This is a genomic window from Massilia sp. GER05 (assembly GCF_052056005.1).
GTDB lineage: Bacteria > Pseudomonadota > Gammaproteobacteria > Burkholderiales > Burkholderiaceae_D > Telluria > Telluria orientalis.
In genome coordinates, this window is the sequence record NZ_CP178858.1 from 2,296,887 (window position 1) to 2,320,826 (window position 23,940).

Below are 23,940 nucleotides of genomic sequence, written 5' to 3' on the forward strand. Positions count from 1 at the left end.
CGCAAAAATATTGCTGAAAAAGGGGCTTCAACCGGATTTAAAATTGCCGTTAGGCATTTTAAATATCCAACGGGAAGTCCTCCATGTCCAAAGCCGTCCTCGCCGCAGCGCTGCTGTGCGCAACCCTTCCCGCCGCCGCCGCCGACCTCACGCCGCTGGAGCAGCGCTGGCTCGGCGCCGCGCTTCCCGTCCTCGCGTACTCGCGCAGCCTGAACCTGCCCATCGATGTCGTCGTCCAGCCGCAGGCGGGCCCGAACGACGTCCCGATGGCGATGGGCTTCGCGGGCGGGCGCTGCAAGCTCGTGCTGTCGCTGCGCGGCAATCCGGATGCCGAGCGCCAGCTCGACGGCGTGCCGGCGGCCGGGCAGGGCGAATTGATCGAGGCGATGGCGGCCCACGAGATCGGCCATTGCTGGCGCTATGCGCAGGGCGCGTGGCATGCGCTGCCGGCCGGTTTCGTCGAGGTGAACGAAGAGACGGCGGACGATCCGTCGCTGCTGGCGGCATCGAAGGCGATGCGCGAAACCCGCCGCGAGGAAGGCTATGCCGACCTGGTGGCGCTGGCCTGGACGCACGCCCGTCACCCCGGCGACTATGGCCGCATCTACGCGTGGCTGGAAAAGCTCAGGCACGACCAGCCGGTCGCGCGCAACGGCCACGATACCCGCGCGTGGGTGCGCCTCGCGCGCGACGGCGCGCGCTTCGGCAGTGCCGGCAAGCCGTTCGAGGACGCGGCGCCGTTGTGGCGCGAGGGGCTGCTGAGCGACGACTAAGCCCCAACTCGTCATTCCCGCGCAGGCGGGAATCCAAGTCCTTAAGCTACGGCCGCAAAACTTGGCGGGATAGCGCCGGTGGGGCTATCCCGCCTCCGCGGGGGCGACGTTGACTGCATTTATGGTTTGTCCGACAAGTGTACGGTGCCGCACAGAGGTCCCTGGCGTGCGGGCGTTAAATCTGGCTGTCACAACAAACAACACAGGGACAAGACCATGAAAACGCTGATTGCGACCTTGCTCGCGACGGCTGCAGGCGCGAGCTTCGCCGCGGCACCGACTGCGGCACTCAACCACGACCCGGCGACCTACCGCAATCTCACCCAGAAAGCGGAGTCGGAATACCGGGCGGCGACAGCGAAATGCGACGCCCGGAGCGGCAGCGACAAGGACATCTGCATGGCCGAAGCCCGGCTGGCGCGCACCCGCACCGAAGCCGATGCACTGTCCAGGTACAACAACACGGCAGCCGGCCGCGCCCGCACGCGTATCAACGTCGCCGACGCCGAGTACGACCTGGCCAAGGCGAAGTGCGACGCGAAGAGCGGTGCCGACAAGGACAGCTGCATGGATAACGCGACATCCGTGCACACGGCCGCGCTGGCCGACGCCAAGGCCGACCGCACCGCCACGACGAGCAGCGGCGCCAGCGGCGGCGGCAGCCAGGCTTCCGGCGGCGGCCTCGTGACCAGCACCGACACGCGCGACCCGGCCAAGGCGGCCGCCGTCGACAAGTGTGCGCAGATGGGCGCCGATGCGAAGACGGGCTGCCTCGTTGAAACGAAACCGTCGGCCGTGCGCGACACCGCCGCGGATGCCGCATCAAAGACGCGCGACACTGCCGCGACCGCGGGCGACAAAGTGAAGGCCGCGGCCGCGACAGTTGCTGAAAAGACGAAGGAAGTCGCGCACTCGGCCGTCGAGAAGACGAAGGAGGCCGGTTCGACCGTTGCCCAGAAGACCGACAACGCGATGGACCGTGCCGGCGACCAGACGGCCGACAAGACCCGCAATGCCGCCGGCAAGACCCGCGTGGCCGCCTCCGATACCGCCATCACCACCAAGGTGAAGGCCGGCCTGGTCAAGGAACCGAACCTCGATTCGCTCGGCATCCATGTCGAGACGGAAAAGGGCGTCGTGATGCTCAGCGGCTTCGTGAATTCGAAGGAACAGGCCGACAAGGCCGTGAAAGTCGCGAAGGGCGTCGACGGCGTAGCCAGCGTCAAGAGCGCCATCAAGGTCAAATAAGCCATACCACTTTCTGCCCCTCTGCGGCCCGCCGAAGTTGGCGGGCCGTTTTTTTTGCTGATCTACCACAAGTTGTCACGAAGCGGCCGGAAACGCATTTACGTTGGATACGGCACGGTATAATCGCGGCCGTGAACAGACTCGAAGCTTTTGGAACCATCGCCGCCCAGGCGGCGCGCGGTGAGATTTCCTTCCCGACCAGCGTGAACGCGGTGCTGCGCCTGCAGCACGCGCTCAACGATCCCGATTGCCACCTGGAGGATGCGATCCGCCTCGTGCTGGGCGAGCCGCAGCTGGCGGCGCGCACGGTGGCGCTGGCCAATTCCTCGACGTTCAACACGAGCGGGCGTCCCGTCACCAACGTGCGCTCGGCCGTGACGCGGGTCGGCTACCGCAACCTGCAGATGCTCGTCGCCAGCCTCGTCGTGCGCCAGTTCGGCGCCCGCATCGAGGATCCGGACCTGCGCGCCAAGGCCGAGCAGCTGTGGGAACACACGGTGCAGGTGGCCGCGCTGGCCCACGTGTTCGCGCATCACGTCACCTTCGTCAATCCGGACACGGCGATGTTCGCCGGCATCGTCCACGAGGTCGGCGGCTTTTACCTGCTGTCGCGCGCCGACGGCTTCCCGGGCCTGCTGGACGACGATCCGGAAAAATGGGCCGAGCTGTGCGAGGACGTCGTCACGCGCGAAGTGGCGCGCAAGCTGGCGCTGCCCGATCCGGTCGCCGAGGCGATCTTCGAGCTGCGCGGCGCCTGGCTGCACATGCCGCCCGCTTCGCTGCTCGACACGCTGCTGCTGGCGAACATGTACGCCAGCGTGCCGTCGCCGCTCGGCACGGCGCGCGCGCCCTTGCCCGAACACAGCGAGAGCGCGCTCGACTACCTGCTGGACGAGGAGACCCTCCAGCGCATGATCGAGGAAGCGTCGGAGATCGCCGCGTCGATGGGCGGCGCGCTGCTCGTCTGACGGACGTCAGCCGCCGAGCTGGCGGCAGAACTGCGCCGTCGCCTCGTCCATCGGAAAGCACGATTCGATGTGCAGCCCGTCGATGGTGACGTCGCGCGGCGTGCCGAACGTCGTGATCGTCGAAAAGAAGCTCAGCGTCACGCCGCGGTGACGGAATTCCGTCGTCAGCAGCGGCGCCGGCGGCGTATCGAGGTCGCGCAGCCGCCAGCGCGACGGCACGTTCGGATACGCGAGGATCTCGTCCAGCAGCGCCCGCGCCTTCGTATCCGTCGGCGACCCCGCGACCAGTGCGTGCAGGTGGCCGATCAGCGTGCCGCCCACGTCGTCCCAGTTCGCCAGCGCGCCCCGCAGGTCGTCCGGATCGAATACGGCGCGCAGCATGTTCGCGTGCCTGCTCGCCCGCCCGTCGAGCACGAAACCGTTCACGCGCTGCGCCGCCTGGTTCGTCGCGAGGATGTCCCAGTGCCGGTTCATGAGGAACGCGGGATACGGTTCCTGCTGGCGCAGGATGAAATCGATCGCCTGGTTGATGCGGCCCATGGCCGGCGTGTCGAGCCCCGTCTCGGGATAGCTCGGCGCATAACCGCCCGCGCGCAGCAGCGCGTTACGTTCGCGCAGCGGCATGTCCAGCACGTCGGCCAGGCGCATCAGCAGCGTCCTGCTGGGCTGCGCCTTGCCCGTTTCGATGCAGCTGAGGTGGCGGGCGGAGATGTTCGCGTCCAGCGACAGGTCGAGCTGGCTCAGGCGCCGCGCCGCGCGCCATTCGCGCAGGAGCAGGCCGACGGGGACGGGGGCGAGGTCGAGAGGCGTCATCCGCCGATGATAACCCGGCCGCGCGGCGCCGGGCCATGACGTCCGAGGTCATGGGTCGATCCCGAAGGACAGGCTCGAAAAGATCGTGTCGTAGTCGATGCCTTCGTCACCGTCCAGCGGCGTGGTCCACACGACGTTCAGCAGCCAGTGGCCCGGCGGCGGACGATGCAGCCGCACGAGGCCTTCGCCATCCGTGACCTGCGCGGCGACGGGCTGCGCGTCGTGGTCGAGGTCCGTCAGTTTTACTAGTGCGCGCCGCAACGGACAGCCTTTGAACATGACTTGCGCCGTCAGCATGCCGCCGTCCGACGGCGATGTCATCAACACGATTTCCAGCGGCAGGCCGAGGCGCTTCATGGCCAGGTCCTGGCTGCCTTCGCCGGGCGCGCCGGCCTGCACGAGCGCCTTCGCTACGCGCCGGTAACGTTCGAAGACATCGCGTCCGCGCGCGGCCGCCGCGGGCCACAAACCCTCTTCGCGCACGTAGGCGTCGAACCGGTCGGCCGGCAGATGGCTCAGCGCGTCCGCGTCCGTTTCCAGTACCAGCAGATGCAGGCCCGGCTCCGCGGGCGCGAGCCTGCCGTCGTTGCGCAGGTCGATGACCTCGCCAGCCGGCGTCCATGCGGCGAAGCGCTGGATGCGGCGCGACGGGATCATCGACGTGCGGCGCGCGTCGCCGTGGCCCACCTGCATGCTCAAGGCAGTGCTGGCGCCCACCGACACGACGAAGCTGTCCGGATTGACCCAGAAGTCGTGGGCGCGGGCGTTCATGCACAGGCACAGGATGAGGAATAAGCACACCCTCATAGGAACGGGAACACCGTGTCCGAGTGCGGCTGGTCGTCCGCGCGCACGCCGTCCGTGACGGCGCCGCCTGCGAGCAGCGAGCGGTACACGTTCACCGCGTCGTAATGGAGTGTCCGGCCGCCGCAGTCGTGCAGTCCGAGTTCCACGCCGAACAGCTGCGTGCACGTGGGGGCCGCGCTGTCGACCCACAGCCGGTCGTCGGCCAGCAACCGGGCCAGCGGCAGGTAGCGCTGCCCGGGCGGCGCGGCGGCGTCGATCATGAGCTGGTTGCCGCAGCGGCCGTCGTAGCCGTCGTACAGCGCGAGCGACTTCGCGATGACGGGCACGAATTCGGCCGCCGTCTCCGGTGTCGCCGCGTTGTAGCGGAGCTTGTAGGCGTCGGCGTCCTCGTCGCTGCCCAGGTGCGCGAGCAGGCCGTTGCCCGTCAGTGGCCGGCCCATGCGGTCGATGCGGACGTCGTCGACGAGCGTATCGGCCCACACCGCCAGCACGGGGCCGCCGCGGTTGACGAGGCCGAGGTCGACCTCGAGCACGATCGCCATCGGCGTCCAGCCCGCAAGAAAATTGCGAGCCGGGCCGCCGTCCGTGTGGCGCCACTGGTCGAGGATCGCCGCCGTCTGCTTCGGTGTGTACGCGGGACAGCCCGCCGCGTCGCGCGGCACGCGAGGGAGCGTCGCGGCGGCCAGGTCGAACGCGGCGCGCGAGCCCTTCACGTTGTTGAAGAACGGGTCGTCGCGCAGGCCCGCGAACAGCCGGCTGCGGCCGCTCGCGCTCGCGAGTCCCGCCAGCCGGCCCGGGTCGCCCTGGATGGTTTCGTCGCGGCCGATCAGGCAGTCCGCCTGTGTCTTCGACGCGAAGTGGCACACGATGTCGGTGCGCGCCGTCGTGTCGGGAAAGCGCGGGCCGCTGTCGATGTGGAACGCGTATTCCGCATTCCTGTCGAGCGCGTGGCCGACGATGGTCATCACGAGATTCAGCCGGCGGCCGTCGGCCGAGGTCCACGCGTAGATGTCGCCGATGTCCACGCGCGGGTCCGCGATGACCTTCGGCGAATCCAGGTGGTCGGATGCCGACGTGAATGCGGAGGACAGCATGAGCGCCGCCGCGAGCGCGAGCCGGGCCGGCATCATGCGGCGACGCCGCGCGCGGCGTCTTCCAGTGCGCGCATCGCCTGCAGGTACGGGCCGGGGCCGTGGCTCAGGCGCGCGACGCCGAGGGCGCGCAACGTGGCCAGGGGAGGCGTGCCGGCGGCGGCCATCAGGTTGATGGGCAAGGGCGAGGCCTGCACGAGCCGCTCGATCAGTGCCGCATCGACGAGGCCCGGCACGAACAGGCAATCGGCCCCGTGCGCGGCGTACACGCGGGCGCGCGCCAGGGTGGCGTCGAGCAGGGCGTCGTCGTGGTCAAAGGGTGCCGTGAGCAGGAAGCCGTCCGTACGGGCGTTGATGAAGAGCGGGACGTCGAGCCTGTCGGCGGCGTCGCGTGCCGCTTGCAGGCGCAGGGCCTGTTCGCCGGGATCGCGCAGGCCGCCGGCCGCGATGCCGTCTTCGAGGTTGCAGCCGACGGCGCCGGCGCGGATCGCTTGCGCGACGGTGTCGGCGACCTCGGTCGGCGTGGCGCCGTAGCCGCGTTCCAGGTCGACGGTCACGGGCAAGGCGACGGCGCGGGCGATGCGTGCGATGTTGGCAATGGCCAGGTCACGGGGCACGTGTTCGCCGTCCTCGTAACCGTTGGCGGCGGCGACGGCCCAGCTGGCGGTGGCGATGGCCTGGGCGCCGGCGGCGGCGATGGCCCTGGCGCTGCCGGCATCCCAGCAGTTGAAGAGGACGAGCGGCGCGCTTGGCGTGTGCAATGCGCGCAGTGCGTGGGCTTTGAGGACCTGGGCTTTGAGGACCTGGGCCTTGAGGATCTGGTCGGACATGGTGGTCTCCTGCATTGTTGGAGACCACAGTGTGGCGATCGAACGCGGCGCGCTCAATCACGTGCGAGGTCATGCCGGCATGACCTCCGAGGTCATGGACAATGCAGGATGCCCGCCCGGTACGCGCGCGTGGCCGCCAGCAGCCGGCGGTCGCGCAGCACGTCCAGCACGGCTTTCACACGCGCGTTGCGCATGGCCGCGCGCGCTCCCGCCAGGGCGAACTGGCGGCGTGCGGGGATCGGCAGCGGCAGCACGCGCACCTCGTCCGGCTCGGGATACGTCGCGAGGCGCGGCAGGATCGACCAGCCCATGCCGCGCGCCACCATCGCCGCGATGCTCGTGTCGTTGCCTAGCGTGCGCTCGGCCGTGGCGACCAGGCCGGCCCCGCGGCAGCGCGCGAGGATCGCATCCGCGCCCGAGCAGCCGAGGCGGATGAACGGCAGGCCGTCCAGCTGGCCCCACGTCACGGGCAGCGTGAACGCGCGCGCGGCCGGCACGACGAGCACGTAGTCGTCGGCCACGTACGGGTGGACGACGAAGCCGTCTTCCACGGGCAGCTGGGCGATGCCGACGTCCGCGCGGCCCGCACGTAGCGCGGCGACGACTTCCAGGCGGTCGTTGCAAGAATCGTCGATGTCGAGCACGAGTCGCGGATGGCGGGCCGCCAGCGCTTCGGCGACATATGGCAGCAGGTGCGTGCCGATGCTGCGGAAGCACGCGATGCGCACCCGGCCTTCGATGGCGCCGTCGTCACGCACGCTGGCGCGCAGGGCGTCTTCGAGCCGCAGCATCGCGCGGGCCTTGTCCAGCACGCGCAGGCCGGCCTCGGTGGGCAGCGAGCCGTCACGCGCACGCGCCAGCAGGCGCGTATCCAGTTCGCGTTCCAGCTCCGCGATCGCATGGCTGATGCGCGACTGCGTGCACCCGAGTTCCGCCGCGGCCGCGCTGAAGCTGCCGTGGTCCGCCACCGCGACGAGCATGTGAAGTTGGCTGAGCTTCATGGGCCATCGAAATCTGTCATGGATGAACCGGCAATTATCCGGCATTTCGGTAGCGTCATGGCGACGTGGCGGCGACCATGTGGTTTTTCATGAAAGGACACACCCATGCACACCTTCGCCAATGCCGCCCTGGTCATCATCGACGTCCAGCAGGGCTTCCTCGACCCGCGCTGGGGTCAACGCAACAACCGGGAGGCCGAGCGCAACATCGCCGCGCTGCTGGCCGCGTGGCGCAAAGGGGGACGGCCGTTGTTCCACGTTCAGCATGGTTCGCGCAGCGAACAGGGCGCGTTCCATCCGGGCACGCCGGGCCACGCGTTCAAGCCGGAAGCGCAGCCGCTGCCGGGCGAGATCGTCATTCCGAAGGATGTGAACAGCGCCTTCATCGGCACGGACCTGGAAGCGCGGTTGCGCGCGGGCGGTATCGAGACGGTCGTGCTGTGCGGCCTGACGACGGACCACTGCGTGTCGACGACGGCGCGCATGGCCGGCAATCTCGGTTTTCAAACGTTCCTCGTCGAGGATGCCTGCGCGACGCACGAGCGCACGGGGCCGGATGGCACGTGGTTCAGCGCGGAGCAGATGCATGCGACGGCGGTGGCGAGCCTGCATGGCGAATTTGCCACGGTGACGAGCACGGCGGCCATGCTGCGGGAATAAGAGGAAAAATTCTAGCGAAACTGCCGGAAACGATGATACTGTAGAGAATCATACATTTCTATTGAGAAATATCATGCGCATTGCCCCGCTTGCCCTCGCCATCGCCGTCCTCGGTTCCGGTTCCGCCCACGCGACCGTGCTGAATTTGATGGCGCCGGTCGGCGGCGCGAACCTGTACGCGATCCACGACTTCACGGCGCCGTCCAGCGACGTTGAAGGCGCGGTCGTGGCCGGGGGCAATGTGACGGTGTCCAGCTATTCGATCAACCATAACGGCAAGAACGCATTCGGCAAGGACGGCTATGCGCTGGTCGCGGGCGGGAACCTGTCGTTGACGGGCGGTTCGATCGAGAACGGCAAGGCGTATGTGGGCGGCACGAGTGCGCTGACGTGGGCCGCGACGCCGCAGATGGCGACGAGCAATCCGGTCGACTTCAAGGCGGCGGCCGGCTATTACACGGGCGTGGCCGATGCGCTGTCCGACCTCGACGCAACGGGCGCGGTGACACGTCTATGGAGCGGCGTGCAGGTGACGGGCAGCGGGAAGGGCGGCGTCGACATTTTCAACGTGTCGTCCGACCTGTTCGCGAATTCCAGCAGCTGGACTCTCGACAAGCTGGTACCCGGCGAGACGCTCGTCTTCAACGTGAGCGGCAACGCGGGCACCTTCAACAATGGCGGCATCAGCTTCGAGCCGCTCGCCGGCTACAACGTGCTGTTCAACTTTTACGAAGCGCAGACGATCGACGTGCGCGGCGTGATCGGCAGCGTGCTGGCGCCGTATGCGACGCAGACGGCGAACTGGGGCGTCATCAATGGGAATGTGATCGTCGATACCTGGTCGTCCACCGTGCAGGTCAATTCGAATCATTACTTCAATCCGGTCGATATCGCCGGATTGAAGCTCGACCAGGGCGGCGATGCGGCGTCGGCCCATGTGCCGGAGCCGGGCAGTATCGCGTTGGTCCTGGCAGGATTACTCGCTGCAGGCGCGACGAGAAGGAAGCGCCGGCAGGACTGAGATCGTTTGATCCGTCGTTCCCGCGCAGGCGGGAACCCAAGTTTTACGCGTATCGACATGCGTGCAAAATTCGATCCCCGCCTGCGCGGGGATGACGTGCCTATTTTGCAGGTACGTGTTCATGTCGTCGGTCAGGCCGGCACCGCCACCGCGCCCCGCCGGCCATGCGCGCGCATCGCGAGCGCCAGCACGACGCCGGACAGCGCGAGGCTCGCCGCCACCCATTGCGGCGAGGCATACGAATAGCCCAGCGTCAGCGGAATCCCGCCGAGGAACGCGCCCAGCGCATTGCCGATATTGAAGCCGGACTGGCCCAGCGACGAACCCAGCATCTCCGCTTCGCGCGAGTGCTCGATCAGCAGCATCTGGATCGGCGGGCCCAGTGCCAGCGCGTTCGCGCCGACGGCGAACGCCAGCACCATCATCGCCGGCTGCGACGACGCCAGCAGCGCGTTCATGCACAGCAGCGCAACCATCGTGATCAGGAGGATGATGATCGCGGTCAGCGGCGGCACGCGGTCCGCCAGCTTGCCGCCCACGTTCACGCCGACCGTCATGCCGACGCCCACCGCCGTCATGATCAGCGGGATCGTATTCGCGTGGAAGTGCGTCACGTCCGTCAGCAGCGGGGCGATGTAGCTGAGCCAGGCGAAGAAGCCGCCCGTGCCGATCGACGTGATGCCCAGCGCGAGCCACAGGTTCGGCTTGCGGAAGATCTTCAGGTCCTGGCGCAGGCCTGCGCCCGGCGTCGCCTCGAAATACGGGATCAGCTTGTGCAGCATGATCATCGTCGCGAGGCCGATCACGGCCACGATCAGGAACACGAAGCGCCAGCTCATGTTGTGGCCGAGCCAGGTGCCGGCGGGCACGCCCAGCACGTTCGCGATGGTCAGGCCGGAGAACATGCTGGCGAGCGCGGCCGCTTCCTTGCCCTTGTCCGCGAGACGCGTGGCGACGACGGCGCCCACGCCGAAGAAGGCACCGTGCGGCAGGCCGGCCAGGAAGCGGAACAGCAGCATCGTGTGGAAGTTCGGCGCGAAGGCCGAGAGCGCGTTGAATGCCGTGAACATCAGCATGAACCAGATCAGCACGCTGCGCGGCGGGCGGTGCGACAGCATGCTGACGAGCGTCGGCGCGCCGACGACCACGCCGACCGCATACGCCGAAATCAGATAGCCCGCTTGGGGAATGGAAATGTCCAGGCCGGTCGCGATATCGGGCAGGATGCCCATCATGACGAATTCCGTCATGCCGATACCGAAACCGCCCAGGGCCAGGGGCGCCAGGCTTTTCTTGATCATGTGTGTAGTCTTTGCTGGAGGAAGCCGGACATTATGGCGGCGCGCGTCAGGCGAGTCCGCTTTCGAGTCGTGATGTCCGGTATAGCCTCACATGATAGCGGTATCAGGCCGAGTCTGCTTGCGGGTCGTCGTTTTCCGCGAGCCAATGAATGCGGCCATTGCCCGCCTCGCTCAACCGGGCAATGAGTGCGGCGGCCTTGTCGTCCGGCAGGTGGAAGGCGAATGAGACAACGTCCGCATGCTGGACGGCGTCCAGCGTGGCGCCGGCGGTGTCCAGTTCGCGGCGAATGAGACCTTCGAGCGGGTAGGGCGCGTCGCAGCGCAGGTGGCGCTGGCGGATGATGGCGATCTTCTGCGCGCCCAGCAGCGCCTGGGCGACGCTGTCCGTGTAGGCGCGCACGAGGCCGCCCGCGCCCAGCTTGACGCCGCCGAAATAGCGCACGACGGTCGCCAGTACGCCTTCCAGGTCCTGGTGGCGCAGCACGTCCAGCATGGGACGGCCCGCCGTGCCGCTGGGCTCCCCATCGTCGACGGCGGCCGATTGCCCGCCCGCCAGCAGCGCCCAGCACACGTGCGCGGCGCCCGGATGCGCCGCCTTGAGCCCCGCGATGATCTTCTGCGCCCCGGCCCGGTCGGGCATCGGCTGGACGCAGGCGATGAAGCGGCTTTTCTTGATGATCAGTTCGTGGTGGACGGGGGTGAGGATGGTCTGCGGCATGGGGCCAACAGCTTACTGTATTTCCGCGCAGATCGCATGTGGAAGTAAAACTACATGTTGTCTATAGGGAGTGCCTTGAAGTCGCCGATTTGTGATGTTACTTTACTACAAATCAACTTGGAGACCTCATGAAGAAGCTTGTTCTTGCCATCTCGGCCTGGTTGCCCGCCCTGTGGGCCGGCGCCGCGCCCTACGCCATCCAGCACGTGGAACCGATGAACTGGTGGGTCGGTATGAAGTCGTCCGACCTGCAGGTGATGGTGCATGGCGAGAAGATCGCCGAGCTGGAGCCGGCGCTGGCTTACCCCGGCGTGCGCGTCGCCGGCGTCGAGCGCACGGACAATCCGAACTTCCTGTTCGTGAACCTGAAGATCGGGGCGACGGCGAAGCCCGGCGAACTGGAACTGCAGTTCAAGCGCGGCAAGGACGTGGTGACGACCGTGCCGTACCGCCTGGAAGCGCGCCGCAAGGACTCGGCGCAGCGGCGCGGCTTTGATTCCGGCGACGCCGTCTACCTGATCGTGCCCGACCGCTTTGCGAACGGGAACCCGGCCAACGACGATGCGGGCATGCGCGAAAAGAGCGATCGGCGCAATCCGGACGGGCGCCACGGCGGCGACCTGGCGGGCATGCGGGCGCAGCTCGATTACATCCGCAAGCTCGGATTCACGATGGTCTGGCCCACGCCGCTGCTGGAAAACAACCAGCAGGCGTATTCGTACCACGGCTATGCGCTGACCGATTACTACAAGATCGATCCGCGCTTCGGCAGCAACGAGGACTACCGCAACTACGTGGCCGCGGCCAACGCGCGCGGCATCGGCGTGATCCAGGACATCGTCGTGAACCACATCGGCACGGGCCACTGGTGGATGCGGGACATGCCGTCGTCCGACTGGATCAACCACGGCAGGACGTTCGTCAAGACCAACAACCAGCACACGGTGGCGCAGGACATCCACGCGGCGCCGGAAGAGAAGGCGCGCTTCGTCGACGGCTGGTTCGATACGTCGATGCCGGACGTGAACCAGAAAAACAAGCTGGTGGCCCGCTACCTGATCCAGAACACGCTGTGGTGGATCGAGTACGCGAACCTGTCCGGCATCCGCGAAGACACGTATTCGTATGCCGATCCGGCCTTCCTGAACGATTGGAACCGCGCCGTGCACGCGGAATACCCGCACCTGAACGTCGTCGGCGAGGAGATGGACGACCGCCCGTACATGGTCGCGTACTGGCAGAAGGGCGTCGTCAACCGCGATGGCTTCCATTCCGAACTGCCGTCCGTGATGGACTTTCCGCTCGTCGACACGGCCCCGAAAGCGCTGACGGCGCCGGAAGACGGCGGCCAGGGCCTCATCAGGATCTACGAGACCATCGCGGCCGACTACCTGTATGCGGACCCGCTGAAGCTGATGGTCTTTCCGGATAACCACGACCGTCCGCGCGTGCTGGCGCAGGTGGACGGCAATATCGACCTCGTGAAGACGGACCTGATCCTGATGGCGACGACGCGCGGCATTCCGCAGATGTTTTATGGGACCGAGATGCTGATCCAGGGGCCGAAGGAGCGCACCGACGGCGTGCTGCGCGCGGACATGCCGGGCGGCTGGGCGGGCGACCAGGTCGATGCGTTCGCGGGTACGGGCCTGACGGACGCCCAGCGCGGCATGCAGCACCTCGTGCGCACGCTGTTCAACTGGCGCAAGACCAGTTCCGCCGTCAAGACCGGCAAGCTGACGCACTACATCCCCGGCGATGGCCACTACGTCTACTTCCGCCACGACGGCAGGCAGACGGTGATGGTCGTGCTGAACAAGAATCCGCAGGACACGCAGCTGGACCTGTCGCGCTTCGCCGGCATGGTGAAGGATGCGCGCCAGGGCCGCAACGTGCTGACCGGCGCCGCCGTTGACCTGCACGCGCCGCTGGCGCTGCCGGCCATGACGTCCGTCGTGGTCGAGTGGTGAGCGGGACTCAGTCGACGGCGCAGGCGCCCGCACCCGTGCGCGCGAGCATCTGCCCGATCTGCGCGGCCGCGCACGGCCGGCCGTACAGGTAGCCCTGCGACTTGTCGCAGCCGTGCGCGCGCAGGAAATCGTGCTGTTCCTGCGTCTCGATGCCTTCGGCCACGATCTCCATCCTGAGACTCCGGGCCATCGCGATGATGGCGCGCGTGATGGCCGCGTCTTCCGGATCCTGCGGCAGGCCGCGCACGAAGCTGCGGTCCACCTTCAGCGCGCGCACGGGGAAGGTCTTCAGGTAGCTCATCGACGAATAGCCCGTGCCGAAGTCGTCGATCGCGAGCTGGATGCCGGCGTCCGTCAGCGCGTGCAGGCGGTCGACGATGTCGGTGGAGGCGTCCATCAGCATGCTCTCCGTCAGTTCCAGTTCGAGCCAGCACGGATCGACGTCGGCTTCGCGCAGGGTCGCCAGCACGGCCGCGACGAGGTTGTTTTCCTTGAGCTGGCGCCCCGACAGGTTGACGGCCACGCGCAGCGGATGGCCTTCCGCATGCCACCGCTTCAGGTCGCGGCACGCTTCGCGCAGCACCCATTCGCCGATCGGCACGATGAGCCCCGTGTCCTCCGCGACGGGGATGAAGTCGTTGGGGCTGACCATGCCCAGTTGCGGATGGATCCAGCGGATCAGCGCTTCGACGCCGACGATGTCGCCCGTCTTGAGGTCGACCTGCGGCTGGTAGTGCAGCACGAACTCGTCGCGTTCCAGCGCGCGCCGCAGGTTGTTGTCCAGCTTGAAGCGTTTATGGGCGTCGTCGCGCATGCTGGGCGTGAACATGCGCCACGCGTTCTTGCCGCCGTTCTTCGCGTAGTACATCGCGGTGTCGGCGTATTTCAGCAGCGCGTGCATGTCGGTCGCGTCGTCCGGATACACGCTGATGCCGATGGACGCGCCGATGTGGATGTCGTGGCCGTGGATGTGGATCGGGTCGGCCAGCTTGAGCAGGCATTTTTCCGCGATCAGCGACGCGACCCCGACCTGGCTCACGTTCTCGAGGATGATGCCGAATTCGTCGCCGCCGATGCGCGACAGCACGTCGCCGAAGCGCAGCGTCTCCGACAGCCGGCGCGACACGAGGCGCAGCAGCTCGTCGCCGATGTCGTGGCCGAGCGTGTCGTTGACGGTCTTGAAGTTGTCCAGGTCGATGAACATCAGGATCGTGCGCTCGTCGAACTTGCGGGCGCGCGCGAGGACCGATTCCAGCCGCTCGTTGAAGAAGTGCCGGTTGTTGAGCTGCGTGACGGGATCGTAGTGCGCCAGCCGGTCCAGCTTGACCTCGATGCGCTTGCGTTCGTTGATCTCCGCTTCCAGCTCCAGTTCGCGCTTCTGGATGCGGTCCAGCATGCCGTTGAACGTGCGCGCCAGCAGGCCGATGTCCGCCGCCTGCGACACCTCGGCGCGCAGCGAATAATCGCCCTGGCGCGAGATCTGCTCGCTCACCGCCGACAGCGCGCGGATCGGGGCCGTGAAATAGCGCTGCAGGCGCGACAGCGCGTAGTACGAGAGGCTGAGCAGGGCCAGCGTCATCGGCAGCGCCAGCGCGAGGTACAGCGCGAGCTGGCGGTACACGCTCGTCACGCTGCTGCGCACGACCACGGTGCCGAGCAGGCGGCTGCCGACCTGGATGCGGCGCGTGACGCTGACGCCGCGGACATCCACCACCGTCTCGCGCGCACGCGGGTCGTGCGCGGCGGGCGGCGACTGCGGATCGCGCACGAAGGTGACGAACGCCTTGCCTTTCGCGTCATAGGCGACGGCCGATTGCACGTCCGGCGCGACGCGCAGCGCGGACAGGATGTCGCCAGCCGCCTCGGCGTCGGCGAAGGCCATGGCCGCCGTCAGGTTCTCGCCCACCATCGTCGCCTGCGACTGCGTCTGGCGCACCAGCGCGGCCGTGAAGAAGTACAGCTGGATGCCGATCAGGAACAGCGTCGACAGCAGCATCACGCCGCCGCTCGTGACGAGGTAGGTCCATTTGAGCTTGGTGCTCAGTGCCTGCCGGTTGATCCATTCGATGAGTTGTTCCATGCGGGCCGTCCGGGTCTAATAAATGGCGCGCGCCAGCCGCAGCACCTTGGAGCTGAGCACGACGCCGGCACCGCGCGCCGCGGCGCCATTGAATTCGAAGGCGATGCGCCGGTCGTCCAGCACCAGTTCGAGCATCACGCCCTTGCGCGCGGCGCCGCGCGTATCGGCGATCGTCAGCACGCCGGCCGCGCGGGCGCTGTCCGCGAGCGCCGTCATGTCGTCGAACTCCGACGCGCTGATGTACAGGATGTGGCATTGCATCAGCGCCTCCGGACCCGAGTGCGGATACACGATGGACAGGCGCGCATTCCCGAGCGGCTTGCCTTCGAGCGTGGCGAGCGCGCTGCCGAACGGATCGCGCCCCAGCACGCACAGGCGCACGACGCCGTTCATGTTCGGCAGGGTGCTGAACTGCGCGATGTTGTAGATGAACGCTGCCTTCGCCGCGTATTCGTCGGCCGCCTGGGCATGGGCAACCGCCGGCAGCAGGCCGCACAGGAGCAGGAGGCGCGCGAGGCGGGGCCGCATCATCGTCAGAACCTGATAGTTGCCATGAAACGCAGCGTGCGCCCGTCCTGTCCGATCGCGTCGAGGTGGCGCGGCGGCGTGCCGTTGTCGTAGTGTTCCTCGCTGGCGGAATCCGCATGGCGTTTGGCGAAGACGTTGAGCACGCCCGCGGACAGCTCCACGTGCGAGCCCAGGGTGCCGACGAGATTCAGGTCGACGAGGCCGAAGCCGCCCACCTCGCCGCCGCGCACCGTGCGGCGCCGGCTCGTGTAGCGGTACTCGGCGTGCGCGCGCAAGTGGTCGCCGAGCGGCGGCAGCGCGACATTCAGCTTGAACAGCCGGCGCGGCGAATTGGGCAGCCATGCGCCGCCGGCGTCGTTGCGCGCCGACTGCACGTTCGCGCTGCCCTTGAGGGCGCTGCCGTCCTCGCGCAGCCATTCCGCTTCCACTTCGACGCCCGTGGCGCGGGCGGCCTCGATGTTCGAAAAGACCAGCATGCCGTTGACCGGATCGGTGGCCAGCGCCAGCATGTCGCGCATGCGGTACTGGAAGACGGAGGCGGTGGCGCGGAAGCGGTCGGTCGGAAAATATTCCGCGATCAGTTCATAGGTCTTGATGCGCTCCGAGCGCAGCGCCGGATTCGCCCGGAAGTCGAACGTGTAATAGCGCTCGTAGGCGTTGGCGGAGCGGAAGGCCGTGCCGTACAAGGCCTTGAGCGTGACCTGGCTCGCCGTCTTGTAGAGCAGGGCCACGCGCGGATTCGTCGTGGCGCCGCCTTCGGAATCGTAGTCGTGGCGCACGCCCGTGTTCAGGATGAGCTTCTCACCGAGCCGCATCTCGTCCTGCAGGTAGACCGCGGTCTGCCGCTTGGGATGGGCGACGTCGAGATTGAGCTGGTACGGATCGACGTCGTAGTTCGCCATCTGCCGCTTGCTGTCGCGCGTGTATTCCGCGCCGGCGATGAGCTTGTGGCCGCGTAGCGCGCTGCTGATCACGCGCACCTCCGCGCCGCTGCTGAGGCTCTCGGCCGTATCGATGCCGGGCGTCGGGCCTTCGTTTGCGGACCCGGTCACGTTGAGGGTCTGGTAGCGGTAGCGCGCGACGCTCACGCCGGCGAACAGGTCGAGCGTCTCCGAGACGGCGCGGTGCCAGGACAGGGCGGCGCCCGCGTATTCGTCCAGCGACCAGCTGCGCGGATCGTTGAACTGCTGGCCGTAGGACGCCGTCGGAATGCCTTTCGTGCGGCTGCCGAAATAGGCCTCGGCCACGACGCCGCCCGCGCTCAGTTTCGCGAACAGCCGGCGATAGCGGTCGTAGTCGATCCCGGTGGCGACGCCGTGGTTGCTGGCCGCGTCGTCGTATTCGGGAAAGTACACGTCGCGCCCCGGACTGTCGTACACGGACGCGCCCAGCAGCAGCTCGGTGCCGCCCGGCGTCCCGCTGCCGTACGTGTTGCGCACTTCACGGCCGCGGCCCGTGAACCGGCCCACGCTGACGGTCTGGCCCTTGAGGGCCCCGCCGCTTTTCGTGAGCACGTTCACCACGCCGAAGAATGCGCTGCTGCCGTAGATGGCGGAACCGGGTCCCGGCACGAACTCGACGCGGTCGATGAGGGCCAGGTCGATCGGGAATTCGGTGCCGATGGCGCCCTGGTCGTAGACGACGTCGTTCAGGCGCCGGCCGTCGATCAGGACCAGCAGCCGTGTGTTCAGGTCACCCGGATTGCCCAGGCCGCGGATGTTCGCGTAGTTGTAGTTGCGGTCGTAGGACACCGTCATGCCGGGCACGCTCTGCAGGATCTCCGCGAGCGTGCGGTAGCCGCGCTGGCGGATGTCCTCGGCCGTGATCACGGTGACGGACGACGGTGCCTCGCTGATCTTCTGCGGAATCTTCGACGCCGTGACGACCTCGAGGTTGAGCAATTGTTCGAGGGGCAGGGCGTTCAGATCGGGACCTTGCTGCGCCAGTGCGCCGGCCTGGAAGCCAGCCGCCAGGAGGCCGAGCGCACGCGACAGATGACGGGACGGAGACGTTTCCTTGTTCGGCAACATGGCAGGTCCTTGGGGGAATGCTTGGCAGAGCGCCCGAGCGGCCCAGTGTAAGGACATGCAATACCGAATTGTTGACTAGAACCAATTAATTGGCCGGTGCAACTAATTCCGAGGGGAGGGATAGGAAGAATCTGACAGAGAAGCGGAAAAGCAAAAAGCCCATGAACCGAAGTTCATGGGCTTTCTGGTGTTCGTGGTAGGCCGTGCTGGGCTCGAACCAGCGACCAACGGATTAAAAGTCCGCTGCTCTACCAACTGAGCTAACGACCCGACGGGCAGCATTATAGCGGCTCATCGGCACACGGCCAAGTGCTTTCGTGAAAATTGGCAACAATTGTTGAAGTGGCCAGGCAAATATCGGTCGTGCGACGGCCTCTCGAAATGCCGCACAGGCATTGATTTCCGGTATGATCAGTTGATTTTCAGATATTAATGCGTGCCGTGATCCCGACCGACTCCGATACCGCCACCGACCTTTCCCTGCGCGCCCTGAATCTCGTCAACAGCGGGATCATCGTGCTGGACGCCCACCACAAGATCGTGCTCTGGAACGGTTGGATGGTGCCGCGTTCCGCCCGCGCCGCCGCGCGCGTGCGCGAGCGCTCGCTGTTCGAGGTGTTCCCCGAACTGCGCGGTTCGCGCGTCGAAGCGGCCGTGCTGGCCGCATTGGCACCCTCGGCCGATGGCGCGAGCACGACCATCCCGCAGGCGGAAAGCCGGGCTCCATTCCCGCTGCGCGAGGCGGGCAGCTTCGACGGCCCGCGCATCGACCAGGCCGTGACGGTGACGCCGTTCCGCGATGGCGAGCAGCGCTATTGCATGATCGAGATCCGCGACGTCAGCGGCGCCGTGGAACGCGAAAAGCGTCTCCTCGACCACGCGGAATCGCTGCGCGCGCGATCGTACGTCGACGGCCTGACCGGCATCGCCAACCGCCGCTACTTCGATGTTGCGCTGGACCGCGAACTGCGCCGCGCGCAACGCGTGAAGGGCGAGCTGTCGCTGCTGCTGATCGACATCGATTCCTTCAAGGCCTACAACGACCATTTCGGCCACCAGCAGGGCGACGCCTGCCTGTCCACCGTGGCCCAAGCCCTCGCTGCCAAACTCAAGCGTCCGGCCGACGTGGCGGCACGCTATGGTGGCGAGGAATTCGCGGCGATCCTGCCGGACACGTCGCTCGAGCAGGCCAGGCTGCACGCCAACGCGATTCGCGAACACGTCGCCGGACTGGCGCTGCCGCACGCACCCGCGGCCCACTGGCCGATGGTCACGCTGAGCATCGGTGTCGCAAGCTTTGACCGTGAACGCCTGCATGAGGTTCCCGCACTGATCGAGGCCGCGGACAAGGCCTTGTATGCGGCAAAGCGTGGTGGCCGCAACCGTGTCGTGGTAGACGGCGACGTATCCGGCTGACGGGTCATTCAGCACGTCGCCATGACGTGCATATCGGATCACGCAGCCACGCATAGCGATACGGGATCCCGCCCGTCGTCGGCGCACGCGTGTCATTTCTCGTCGATCTGATTTAGCGTAAATACAGACTGTTTCGTGATGCGGCCCTTGCCGCCCTTGTGGCTGCCAACCGGCGCCCTAGACTGAATTGCCGCCGCCGGCAAAGACCCGTACCGCGGCATTGTCCATCACGATCCGAAGGAGACATCATGCATCCGCTTCCCTTGGCACTTTCCGCATCCCTGCTGTTGTTCGCGCCCGGTGCCGGCGCGCAGTCGGGGAATTATCCGATCAATGACGACGCGCCGATCTCGCGCGTCGAGGTGACCGCGCAGCCGCGCCCGGCATTCCGCATCTGGGACTACCAGGCCGAGGAGGTCAGCGGCGCGTACGCGTTGTCGAACGGCTGGCGCCTGAACGTGAAGCCGGCGCGCGACGGCATCGTCGCCCAGATCGACAAACAGCGTCCGATGCGCCTCATCGCGCAATCGCCCGACCGCTTCGTTTCGCGCGACGGCAACGTGATCATGGAATTCAACAAGGGCGACACCCGCGAAGACATGATGATGAGCTATGTGCCGAGCGACGTTACCGATCCGCGCCTCGCGCAGATAATCGTGGTGACGGCGAAGATGGCGCAGCGCTGAGGCGCCGGCCGCTCAGCCCGCGTCGCCGGGCGGGGCCGGCGGCTGGTCGATCGCATCGGCCAGCCTGCGCATCAGCCGCACCAGGTTGTCGAAATCCTCCTGGTCCCACGACGCGAAGACGGCGCGGGCCATCTTGTCGCGCGCGGCGTCGAGCGCGTCCGTCATGGCCTTGCCCTTGGGGGTGATCGAGGCCAGGCGGACCCGCGCATCCGCGTCGGAAGCGCGCCGTTCCACGAGGCCCAGGCTGTCCAGCTTGGCCACCTGGCGGCTGACGGTGGTGTAGTCGCGTCCCGACCGTTCGGCCAGCTCGACGACGCCGATCGGCCCCAGCCGTTCGATCCCGACCAGCAGCGGAAACAGTGCGCGGTCCAGCCGGACGCCGGCCTGGCGGATGAGTTCCTCGTCGCGTTGCGGCCGGTTCATCGCGCTGACGATGCTGATCAGCGACGTGTGCAATTCACGCAGCCGCGCCGATATATGTGTATCTTGCACATTATTTTTCGTTGCCATATACTCCTCTCCAGTTATGTGCATTTTACACATAAGACACTGGGAGAGCGACATGGACTTCGATACCGATGTACTGATTTGCGGCGCGGGTGCCGCCGGCCTGACCCTGGCCCTTGACCTGGCGCGGCGGAGCGTCCCGTTCCGGCTGGTCGAGCGGCAGGACACGCCATTCCACGGCTCGCGCGGCAAGGGCATCCAGCCGCGCACGCTGGAAGTCTTCGAGGACCTCGGCATCGTCGACCGGGCGGTGGCGCTGGGTGGGCCGTATCCGCCCCAGCGCATCCACGCCGCGGACGGCAGCCATGCCGATGTCCCGATCGCCGCGGAGCAGGCGGCGACGCCCGCCGAGCCCTACGCCACGCCCCTGATGCTGCCGCAATCCCTGACCGAGCAGGTGATGCGCGAACGCCTGCTGGAGCTGGGGCGGCGGGTCGAATGTGGCCTTGCGCTCACGGGCCTGGAGCAGGACGCGGATGGCGTCACGGTCACGCTCGCGGGCCGCGGCGGCGAGTCGCGCCTGCGCGCGCGCTACGTCGTCGGCACGGACGGCGGGCGCAGCACGGTACGCCATCTGCTCGGCATCGGCTTCCCCGGCAAGACGCTGGGCGTGCGGGCGCTGGTGGCGGACGTCGCCTTGACGGGACTTGCGCGCGACGCCTGGCATCGCTTCAACGGGGACGACATGGCGCGCCGGCTCGAGGTGTGTCCGCTCGCGGGAACGGACCTGTTCCAGATCCAGGCGCCGGTTCCGCCGGAGGGCGACGTCGACCTGTCGGCGCAGGCTCTCGATGCGTTGGTCAGGGACCGGACCGGCCGCGACGACGTGCACGTGGGCAGCGTGTCCTGGGCCTCGGCGTACACAATGAACGCGCGCCTGGCCGACCGCTATCGCGTGCGACGTGTCTTCCTTGCCGGCGACGCCGCCCACACGCATCCGCCCACGGGCGGGCAGGGATTGAACACCAGCGTGCAGGATGCGTACAACCTCGGCTGGAAGCTGGCAGCCGTGCTCGCGGGCGCGCCGGACGATCTGCTGGATACGTACGAGGCGGAGCGCCGCCCCGTCGCCGCCGCGATGCTGCAGCTGTCCACGGCGCTGCTGGACGCCGCGCGCCGCGGCGGAGAAATGCGCCGCGGGCGCGAAACGCGGCAGCTCGACCTGGCGTACCCCGATTCGCCCCTGGCGTTCGCGCAGCCGGCCCGTGCACACGGTGTGCGGGCCGGCGCGCGGGCGCCGGACGCCGTCGTGCTGGGTGCGGGCGGGCAATCCACCCGGCTCTTCACGTTGTTCGCGGGGCCGCACTGGACCATGCTCGGTCGGGACGTGCCGCCCGGCGTGGCGGAGGCGTTGCGGCGCGCGGGCCTGCGCGTACACCTGTTCGGCGCGCGCGGCGACGTGGTGGACGTGCATGGCCAGGTCGAGGCGGCCTATGGATTGCAGCCCGGCGAACTCGTGCTGGTGCGTCCGGACGGCTACGTCGGCGCCACCGCCGGCTCCGCCCACGTCGACGCGCTCGATATCTACATGTGGCGTGCCGGCCTGTCCTGAACACGCCGCCAGCGCCAGGCCAGCAGCGCCAGCAACACCAGCCACGCCGCCACGGTGACCTGGGCGAACACGTCGCCGATGCGGCTGTAGACCGTGCCGCCGCGCCCCGTCGGCAGGTCGCCCACGAGCATGCCCGGGGCGTGCACTGTGCGGCGTTCGGCGACGATGCGGCCGTGCGCATCGCTCAGCGTCATCAGGCCCTGCGAGGCCGAGCGCGCCACCGCGAATCCGTTTTCGACGCCGCGCACGATCGCCATCCGGCCATGCAGATACGCGTCGCGGTCGAAGTCCCAGGCGGGGACCAGCATCAGGCCGACGTCGCGCCGGCCGTACAGGCGCAGGTCCTGGGCGAAATCCATGTCCTTGCAGATCGCGATGCCGGCATGCACGTCGCCGAGCCGCGTCACCAGTTCGCCGGTGCCCCGCACGTAGTCCGCTTCGTAGCCTGGCACCATGCGCTTCTTCAGGTAGGTGTCGACAGGCGCGCCGGGCCGGTACAGCGCGGCGATGTTCAGCCGGCCGCCCTGCGGCGCGGGCCCGTCGAGACCGGCGACGACGCTGCTTCCCGCCGGCGGCGCGAGGACCGTGCCGGCCGCGAGGATTTTTTCCGGCACGACGATGGCCGCCGGCGCGTGCGCGGCCGCTGCGGCGATCTGGCGCGCGAACGCGGCCGCGACTTCCGGTGCGGCCTCGGGGCGATTCAACACGCGGCCGGCGTAACGGTCGTCGCTCAGCAGCGCGATGCGCACGGCCGGCCCGGCCGGCTGCGCCAGCTGCCACACGCCGTAGGCCAGCGCCGCAAGCGCGGGCACCGACCATGCGAGGGTTCCGGACAGGTCGCGCGGCTTCACGTACAGGACGGCGAGCCCGGCGGGAATGACGGCCGCAAGGAAGGAGAGGCCGGCCACGCCGGCCAGCGATGCCGTCTGCAGCAGCGGCACGACGTCGACCAGCGTGTAGCCGAGGGCGAAGAAGCTGCCGTTCGGCGACACGAGGCTGTGCAGGTAATCGATGGCGGCGAGCATCGCGGCGAATCCGAGCGGGGCCACGCCGGCCGGAAAGCGCCGATACAGGGCGCGCATGAACAGGGCCGCGAGCATGAACACGAGCGCCTGGGCGACCGCGAGGCCATACACCATCGGCAGGAGCCGGCCATAGAACCACATGGGGCCCGCCTCGGCCATCCATGCGGGCACGAACAGCAGGAGGGCGACGTCCCGCGGGCGCGGCGCGCGCAGGGCCATCACCAGCAGCGGCACGAACGCCGCGAGCGCCAGCCAGCCGAACTGTCCCGTGTCGCGGCTGATTGCCAGCACGGCGCCGCACAGCAGCGCGGTAAGGATGTGCCATCGTGTCATTCCTGTTCTCCCTTCAGGTAGATGCGCGCCGCCGAGCGCAGGCACAGCGCCGTGAATTCGGTCCGCGACAGGTTGAACCGTCCGGAGCGGTGCAGGTCCACGAGTCCCTGCAGCACGCCCCACACGCCCATCGCCAGTTCCAGCGGCGGCCCGGCACGCACGAGTCCCGCCGCCTGGCCCTCCGCGAGGCGCTGCGCGAAGCCGCCGATGACCGGAGAGCGCCCCGCTTCGAAGTCTTCCGGGTAGATGCGTTCGGCGCGTGTCTTGAGCACGAAAGCGGCGTCGAACAGCGCCGGTTCGTCCAGCGCGAAATCGACGAAGGCCGTCGCGAGGGCGTCGAATCCGGCCAGCAGCGGCAGGCCGGCGAACATCTGGACACGGCGTTGCCACATCTCGAGCGCATGCGCGCCCACGGCCTGCAACAGGGCGGCCTTGTCCGCGAAGTGGCGGTACACGGCCATCGGCGTGATGCCGGCTTTCTGGCCGACGGCGCGCAGGCTCAGGCCGTCCAGTCCCTTTGCTTCGAGTTCGCTGATGGCGATCGTGAGAATGCGTTCTTTCGTGGTCATGTATACACTGTAT

At 67.7% G+C, this 23,940-nt stretch carries 22 protein-coding genes and 1 tRNA gene; 9 read left to right on the forward strand and 14 right to left on the reverse strand.

The window, feature by feature from the left end; translation table 11 throughout:
- Window positions 1-83: 83 nt before the first annotated feature.
- The 3 genes from ACL58G_RS10230 to ACL58G_RS10240 all read left to right on the forward strand — a co-directional run bounded on the left by ACL58G_RS10230 (window position 84) and on the right by ACL58G_RS10240 (window position 2,989).
- Complete coding sequence (locus ACL58G_RS10230) at window positions 84-773, forward strand: hypothetical protein (RefSeq protein WP_413382978.1); 690 nt, start codon at window positions 84-86, stop codon at window positions 771-773.
- A 216-nt stretch (window positions 774-989) separates the two neighbouring features.
- Complete coding sequence (locus tag ACL58G_RS10235; protein ID WP_440966665.1) at window positions 990-2,021, forward strand: BON domain-containing protein; 1,032 nt, start codon at window positions 990-992, stop codon at window positions 2,019-2,021.
- A gap of 131 nt (window positions 2,022-2,152) precedes the next feature.
- On the forward strand, window positions 2,153-2,989 hold the full coding sequence (locus ACL58G_RS10240; RefSeq protein ID WP_413343510.1) for an HDOD domain-containing protein: 837 nt from the start codon (window positions 2,153-2,155) through the stop codon (window positions 2,987-2,989).
- A gap of 6 nt (window positions 2,990-2,995) precedes the next feature.
- Here the strand turns inward: ACL58G_RS10240 and ACL58G_RS10245 are convergent, their stop codons facing one another.
- From ACL58G_RS10245 to ACL58G_RS10265, 5 genes are all read right to left on the reverse strand, one after another.
- Complete coding sequence (locus ACL58G_RS10245; protein WP_371769137.1) at window positions 2,996-3,802, reverse strand: helix-turn-helix domain-containing protein; 807 nt, start codon at window positions 3,800-3,802, stop codon at window positions 2,996-2,998.
- A 48-nt stretch (window positions 3,803-3,850) separates the two neighbouring features.
- Window positions 3,851-4,573 carry a DUF4198 domain-containing protein gene (locus ACL58G_RS10250; RefSeq protein ID WP_440966667.1) on the reverse strand — a complete coding sequence of 241 codons (723 nt, stop codon included), beginning with the start codon at window positions 4,571-4,573 and terminating at the stop codon, window positions 3,851-3,853.
- Window positions 4,574-4,605: 32 nt separating this feature from the next.
- Window positions 4,606-5,739, reverse strand: coding sequence for a hypothetical protein (locus tag ACL58G_RS10255; RefSeq protein WP_440966669.1), 1,134 nt, complete (start codon window positions 5,737-5,739; stop codon window positions 4,606-4,608).
- Window positions 5,736-6,530 (reverse strand): isocitrate lyase/PEP mutase family protein, encoded by a 795-nt coding sequence (locus tag ACL58G_RS10260; RefSeq protein WP_440966671.1) that lies wholly within the window; start codon window positions 6,528-6,530, stop codon window positions 5,736-5,738. Before ACL58G_RS10260 ends, ACL58G_RS10255 begins: the two co-directional genes overlap by 4 nt.
- 92 nt (window positions 6,531-6,622) lie before the next feature.
- Entirely contained in the window at window positions 6,623-7,531 is a 909-nt protein-coding gene (locus ACL58G_RS10265) for a LysR family transcriptional regulator (protein ID WP_440966672.1), read from the reverse strand.
- 105 nt (window positions 7,532-7,636) lie between these two features.
- Between ACL58G_RS10265 and ACL58G_RS10270 the strand changes: the two genes are divergently transcribed.
- A complete protein-coding gene (locus tag ACL58G_RS10270; RefSeq protein WP_440966674.1) occupies window positions 7,637-8,191 on the forward strand; it encodes a cysteine hydrolase family protein in 555 nt (184 codons plus the stop codon).
- Between the two features lie 73 nt (window positions 8,192-8,264).
- Window positions 8,265-9,212 (forward strand): choice-of-anchor A family protein, encoded by a 948-nt coding sequence (locus tag ACL58G_RS10275; RefSeq protein WP_440966676.1) that lies wholly within the window; start codon window positions 8,265-8,267, stop codon window positions 9,210-9,212.
- Window positions 9,213-9,343: 131 nt separating this feature from the next.
- On the opposite strand, the gene ACL58G_RS10280 is transcribed toward ACL58G_RS10275, so the two are convergent.
- Window positions 9,344-10,513 (reverse strand): MFS transporter, encoded by a 1,170-nt coding sequence (locus tag ACL58G_RS10280; protein ID WP_413339646.1) that lies wholly within the window; start codon window positions 10,511-10,513, stop codon window positions 9,344-9,346.
- Between the two features lie 103 nt (window positions 10,514-10,616).
- Window positions 10,617-11,231 carry an IMPACT family protein gene (locus tag ACL58G_RS10285; protein ID WP_440966678.1) on the reverse strand — a complete coding sequence of 205 codons (615 nt, stop codon included), beginning with the start codon at window positions 11,229-11,231 and terminating at the stop codon, window positions 10,617-10,619.
- 128 nt (window positions 11,232-11,359) lie between these two features.
- Between ACL58G_RS10285 and ACL58G_RS10290 the strand changes: the two genes are divergently transcribed.
- The gene (locus tag ACL58G_RS10290) at window positions 11,360-13,201 is read left to right on the forward strand and encodes a glycoside hydrolase family 13 protein (RefSeq protein ID WP_440966679.1); all 1,842 of its coding nucleotides are present in this window, start codon (window positions 11,360-11,362) and stop codon (window positions 13,199-13,201) included.
- Window positions 13,202-13,208: 7 nt separating this feature from the next.
- Here the strand turns inward: ACL58G_RS10290 and ACL58G_RS10295 are convergent, their stop codons facing one another.
- From ACL58G_RS10295 to ACL58G_RS10310, 4 genes are all read right to left on the reverse strand, one after another.
- A complete protein-coding gene (locus ACL58G_RS10295) occupies window positions 13,209-15,281 on the reverse strand; it encodes a putative bifunctional diguanylate cyclase/phosphodiesterase (RefSeq protein ID WP_440966681.1) in 2,073 nt (690 codons plus the stop codon).
- 15 nt (window positions 15,282-15,296) lie between these two features.
- Window positions 15,297-15,812 carry a YfiR family protein gene (locus ACL58G_RS10300; protein ID WP_440966683.1) on the reverse strand — a complete coding sequence of 172 codons (516 nt, stop codon included), beginning with the start codon at window positions 15,810-15,812 and terminating at the stop codon, window positions 15,297-15,299.
- 2 nt (window positions 15,813-15,814) lie between these two features.
- Window positions 15,815-17,839 (reverse strand): TonB-dependent receptor plug domain-containing protein, encoded by a 2,025-nt coding sequence (locus tag ACL58G_RS10305; RefSeq protein WP_440966685.1) that lies wholly within the window; start codon window positions 17,837-17,839, stop codon window positions 15,815-15,817.
- Window positions 17,840-18,033: 194 nt separating this feature from the next.
- Window positions 18,034-18,109, reverse strand: a tRNA-Lys gene (locus tag ACL58G_RS10310).
- Window positions 18,110-18,271: 162 nt separating this feature from the next.
- On the opposite strand from ACL58G_RS10310, the gene ACL58G_RS10315 reads away from it, so the two are divergent.
- Both ACL58G_RS10315 and ACL58G_RS10320 read left to right on the forward strand, forming a co-directional pair.
- Window positions 18,272-19,255 carry a diguanylate cyclase gene (locus tag ACL58G_RS10315; RefSeq protein WP_413383004.1) on the forward strand — a complete coding sequence of 328 codons (984 nt, stop codon included), beginning with the start codon at window positions 18,272-18,274 and terminating at the stop codon, window positions 19,253-19,255.
- A gap of 248 nt (window positions 19,256-19,503) precedes the next feature.
- Entirely contained in the window at window positions 19,504-19,941 is a 438-nt protein-coding gene (locus tag ACL58G_RS10320) for a hypothetical protein (RefSeq protein ID WP_440966687.1), read from the forward strand.
- Between the two features lie 12 nt (window positions 19,942-19,953).
- Here the strand turns inward: ACL58G_RS10320 and ACL58G_RS10325 are convergent, their stop codons facing one another.
- On the reverse strand, window positions 19,954-20,433 hold the full coding sequence (locus ACL58G_RS10325) for a MarR family winged helix-turn-helix transcriptional regulator (RefSeq protein WP_413383008.1): 480 nt from the start codon (window positions 20,431-20,433) through the stop codon (window positions 19,954-19,956).
- A 70-nt stretch (window positions 20,434-20,503) separates the two neighbouring features.
- Between ACL58G_RS10325 and ACL58G_RS10330 the strand changes: the two genes are divergently transcribed.
- Window positions 20,504-22,000, forward strand: coding sequence for an FAD-dependent oxidoreductase (locus tag ACL58G_RS10330; RefSeq protein WP_440966689.1), 1,497 nt, complete (start codon window positions 20,504-20,506; stop codon window positions 21,998-22,000).
- On the opposite strand, the gene ACL58G_RS10335 is transcribed toward ACL58G_RS10330, so the two are convergent.
- Window positions 21,973-23,358 carry a hypothetical protein gene (locus ACL58G_RS10335; RefSeq protein WP_440966691.1) on the reverse strand — a complete coding sequence of 462 codons (1,386 nt, stop codon included), beginning with the start codon at window positions 23,356-23,358 and terminating at the stop codon, window positions 21,973-21,975. The two genes, ACL58G_RS10330 and ACL58G_RS10335, sit on opposite strands and share 28 nt — an antisense overlap.
- On the reverse strand, window positions 23,355-23,927 hold the full coding sequence (locus tag ACL58G_RS10340; RefSeq protein ID WP_440966693.1) for a TetR/AcrR family transcriptional regulator: 573 nt from the start codon (window positions 23,925-23,927) through the stop codon (window positions 23,355-23,357). Before ACL58G_RS10340 ends, ACL58G_RS10335 begins: the two co-directional genes overlap by 4 nt.
- Between the last annotated feature and the right edge of the window lie 13 nt (window positions 23,928-23,940).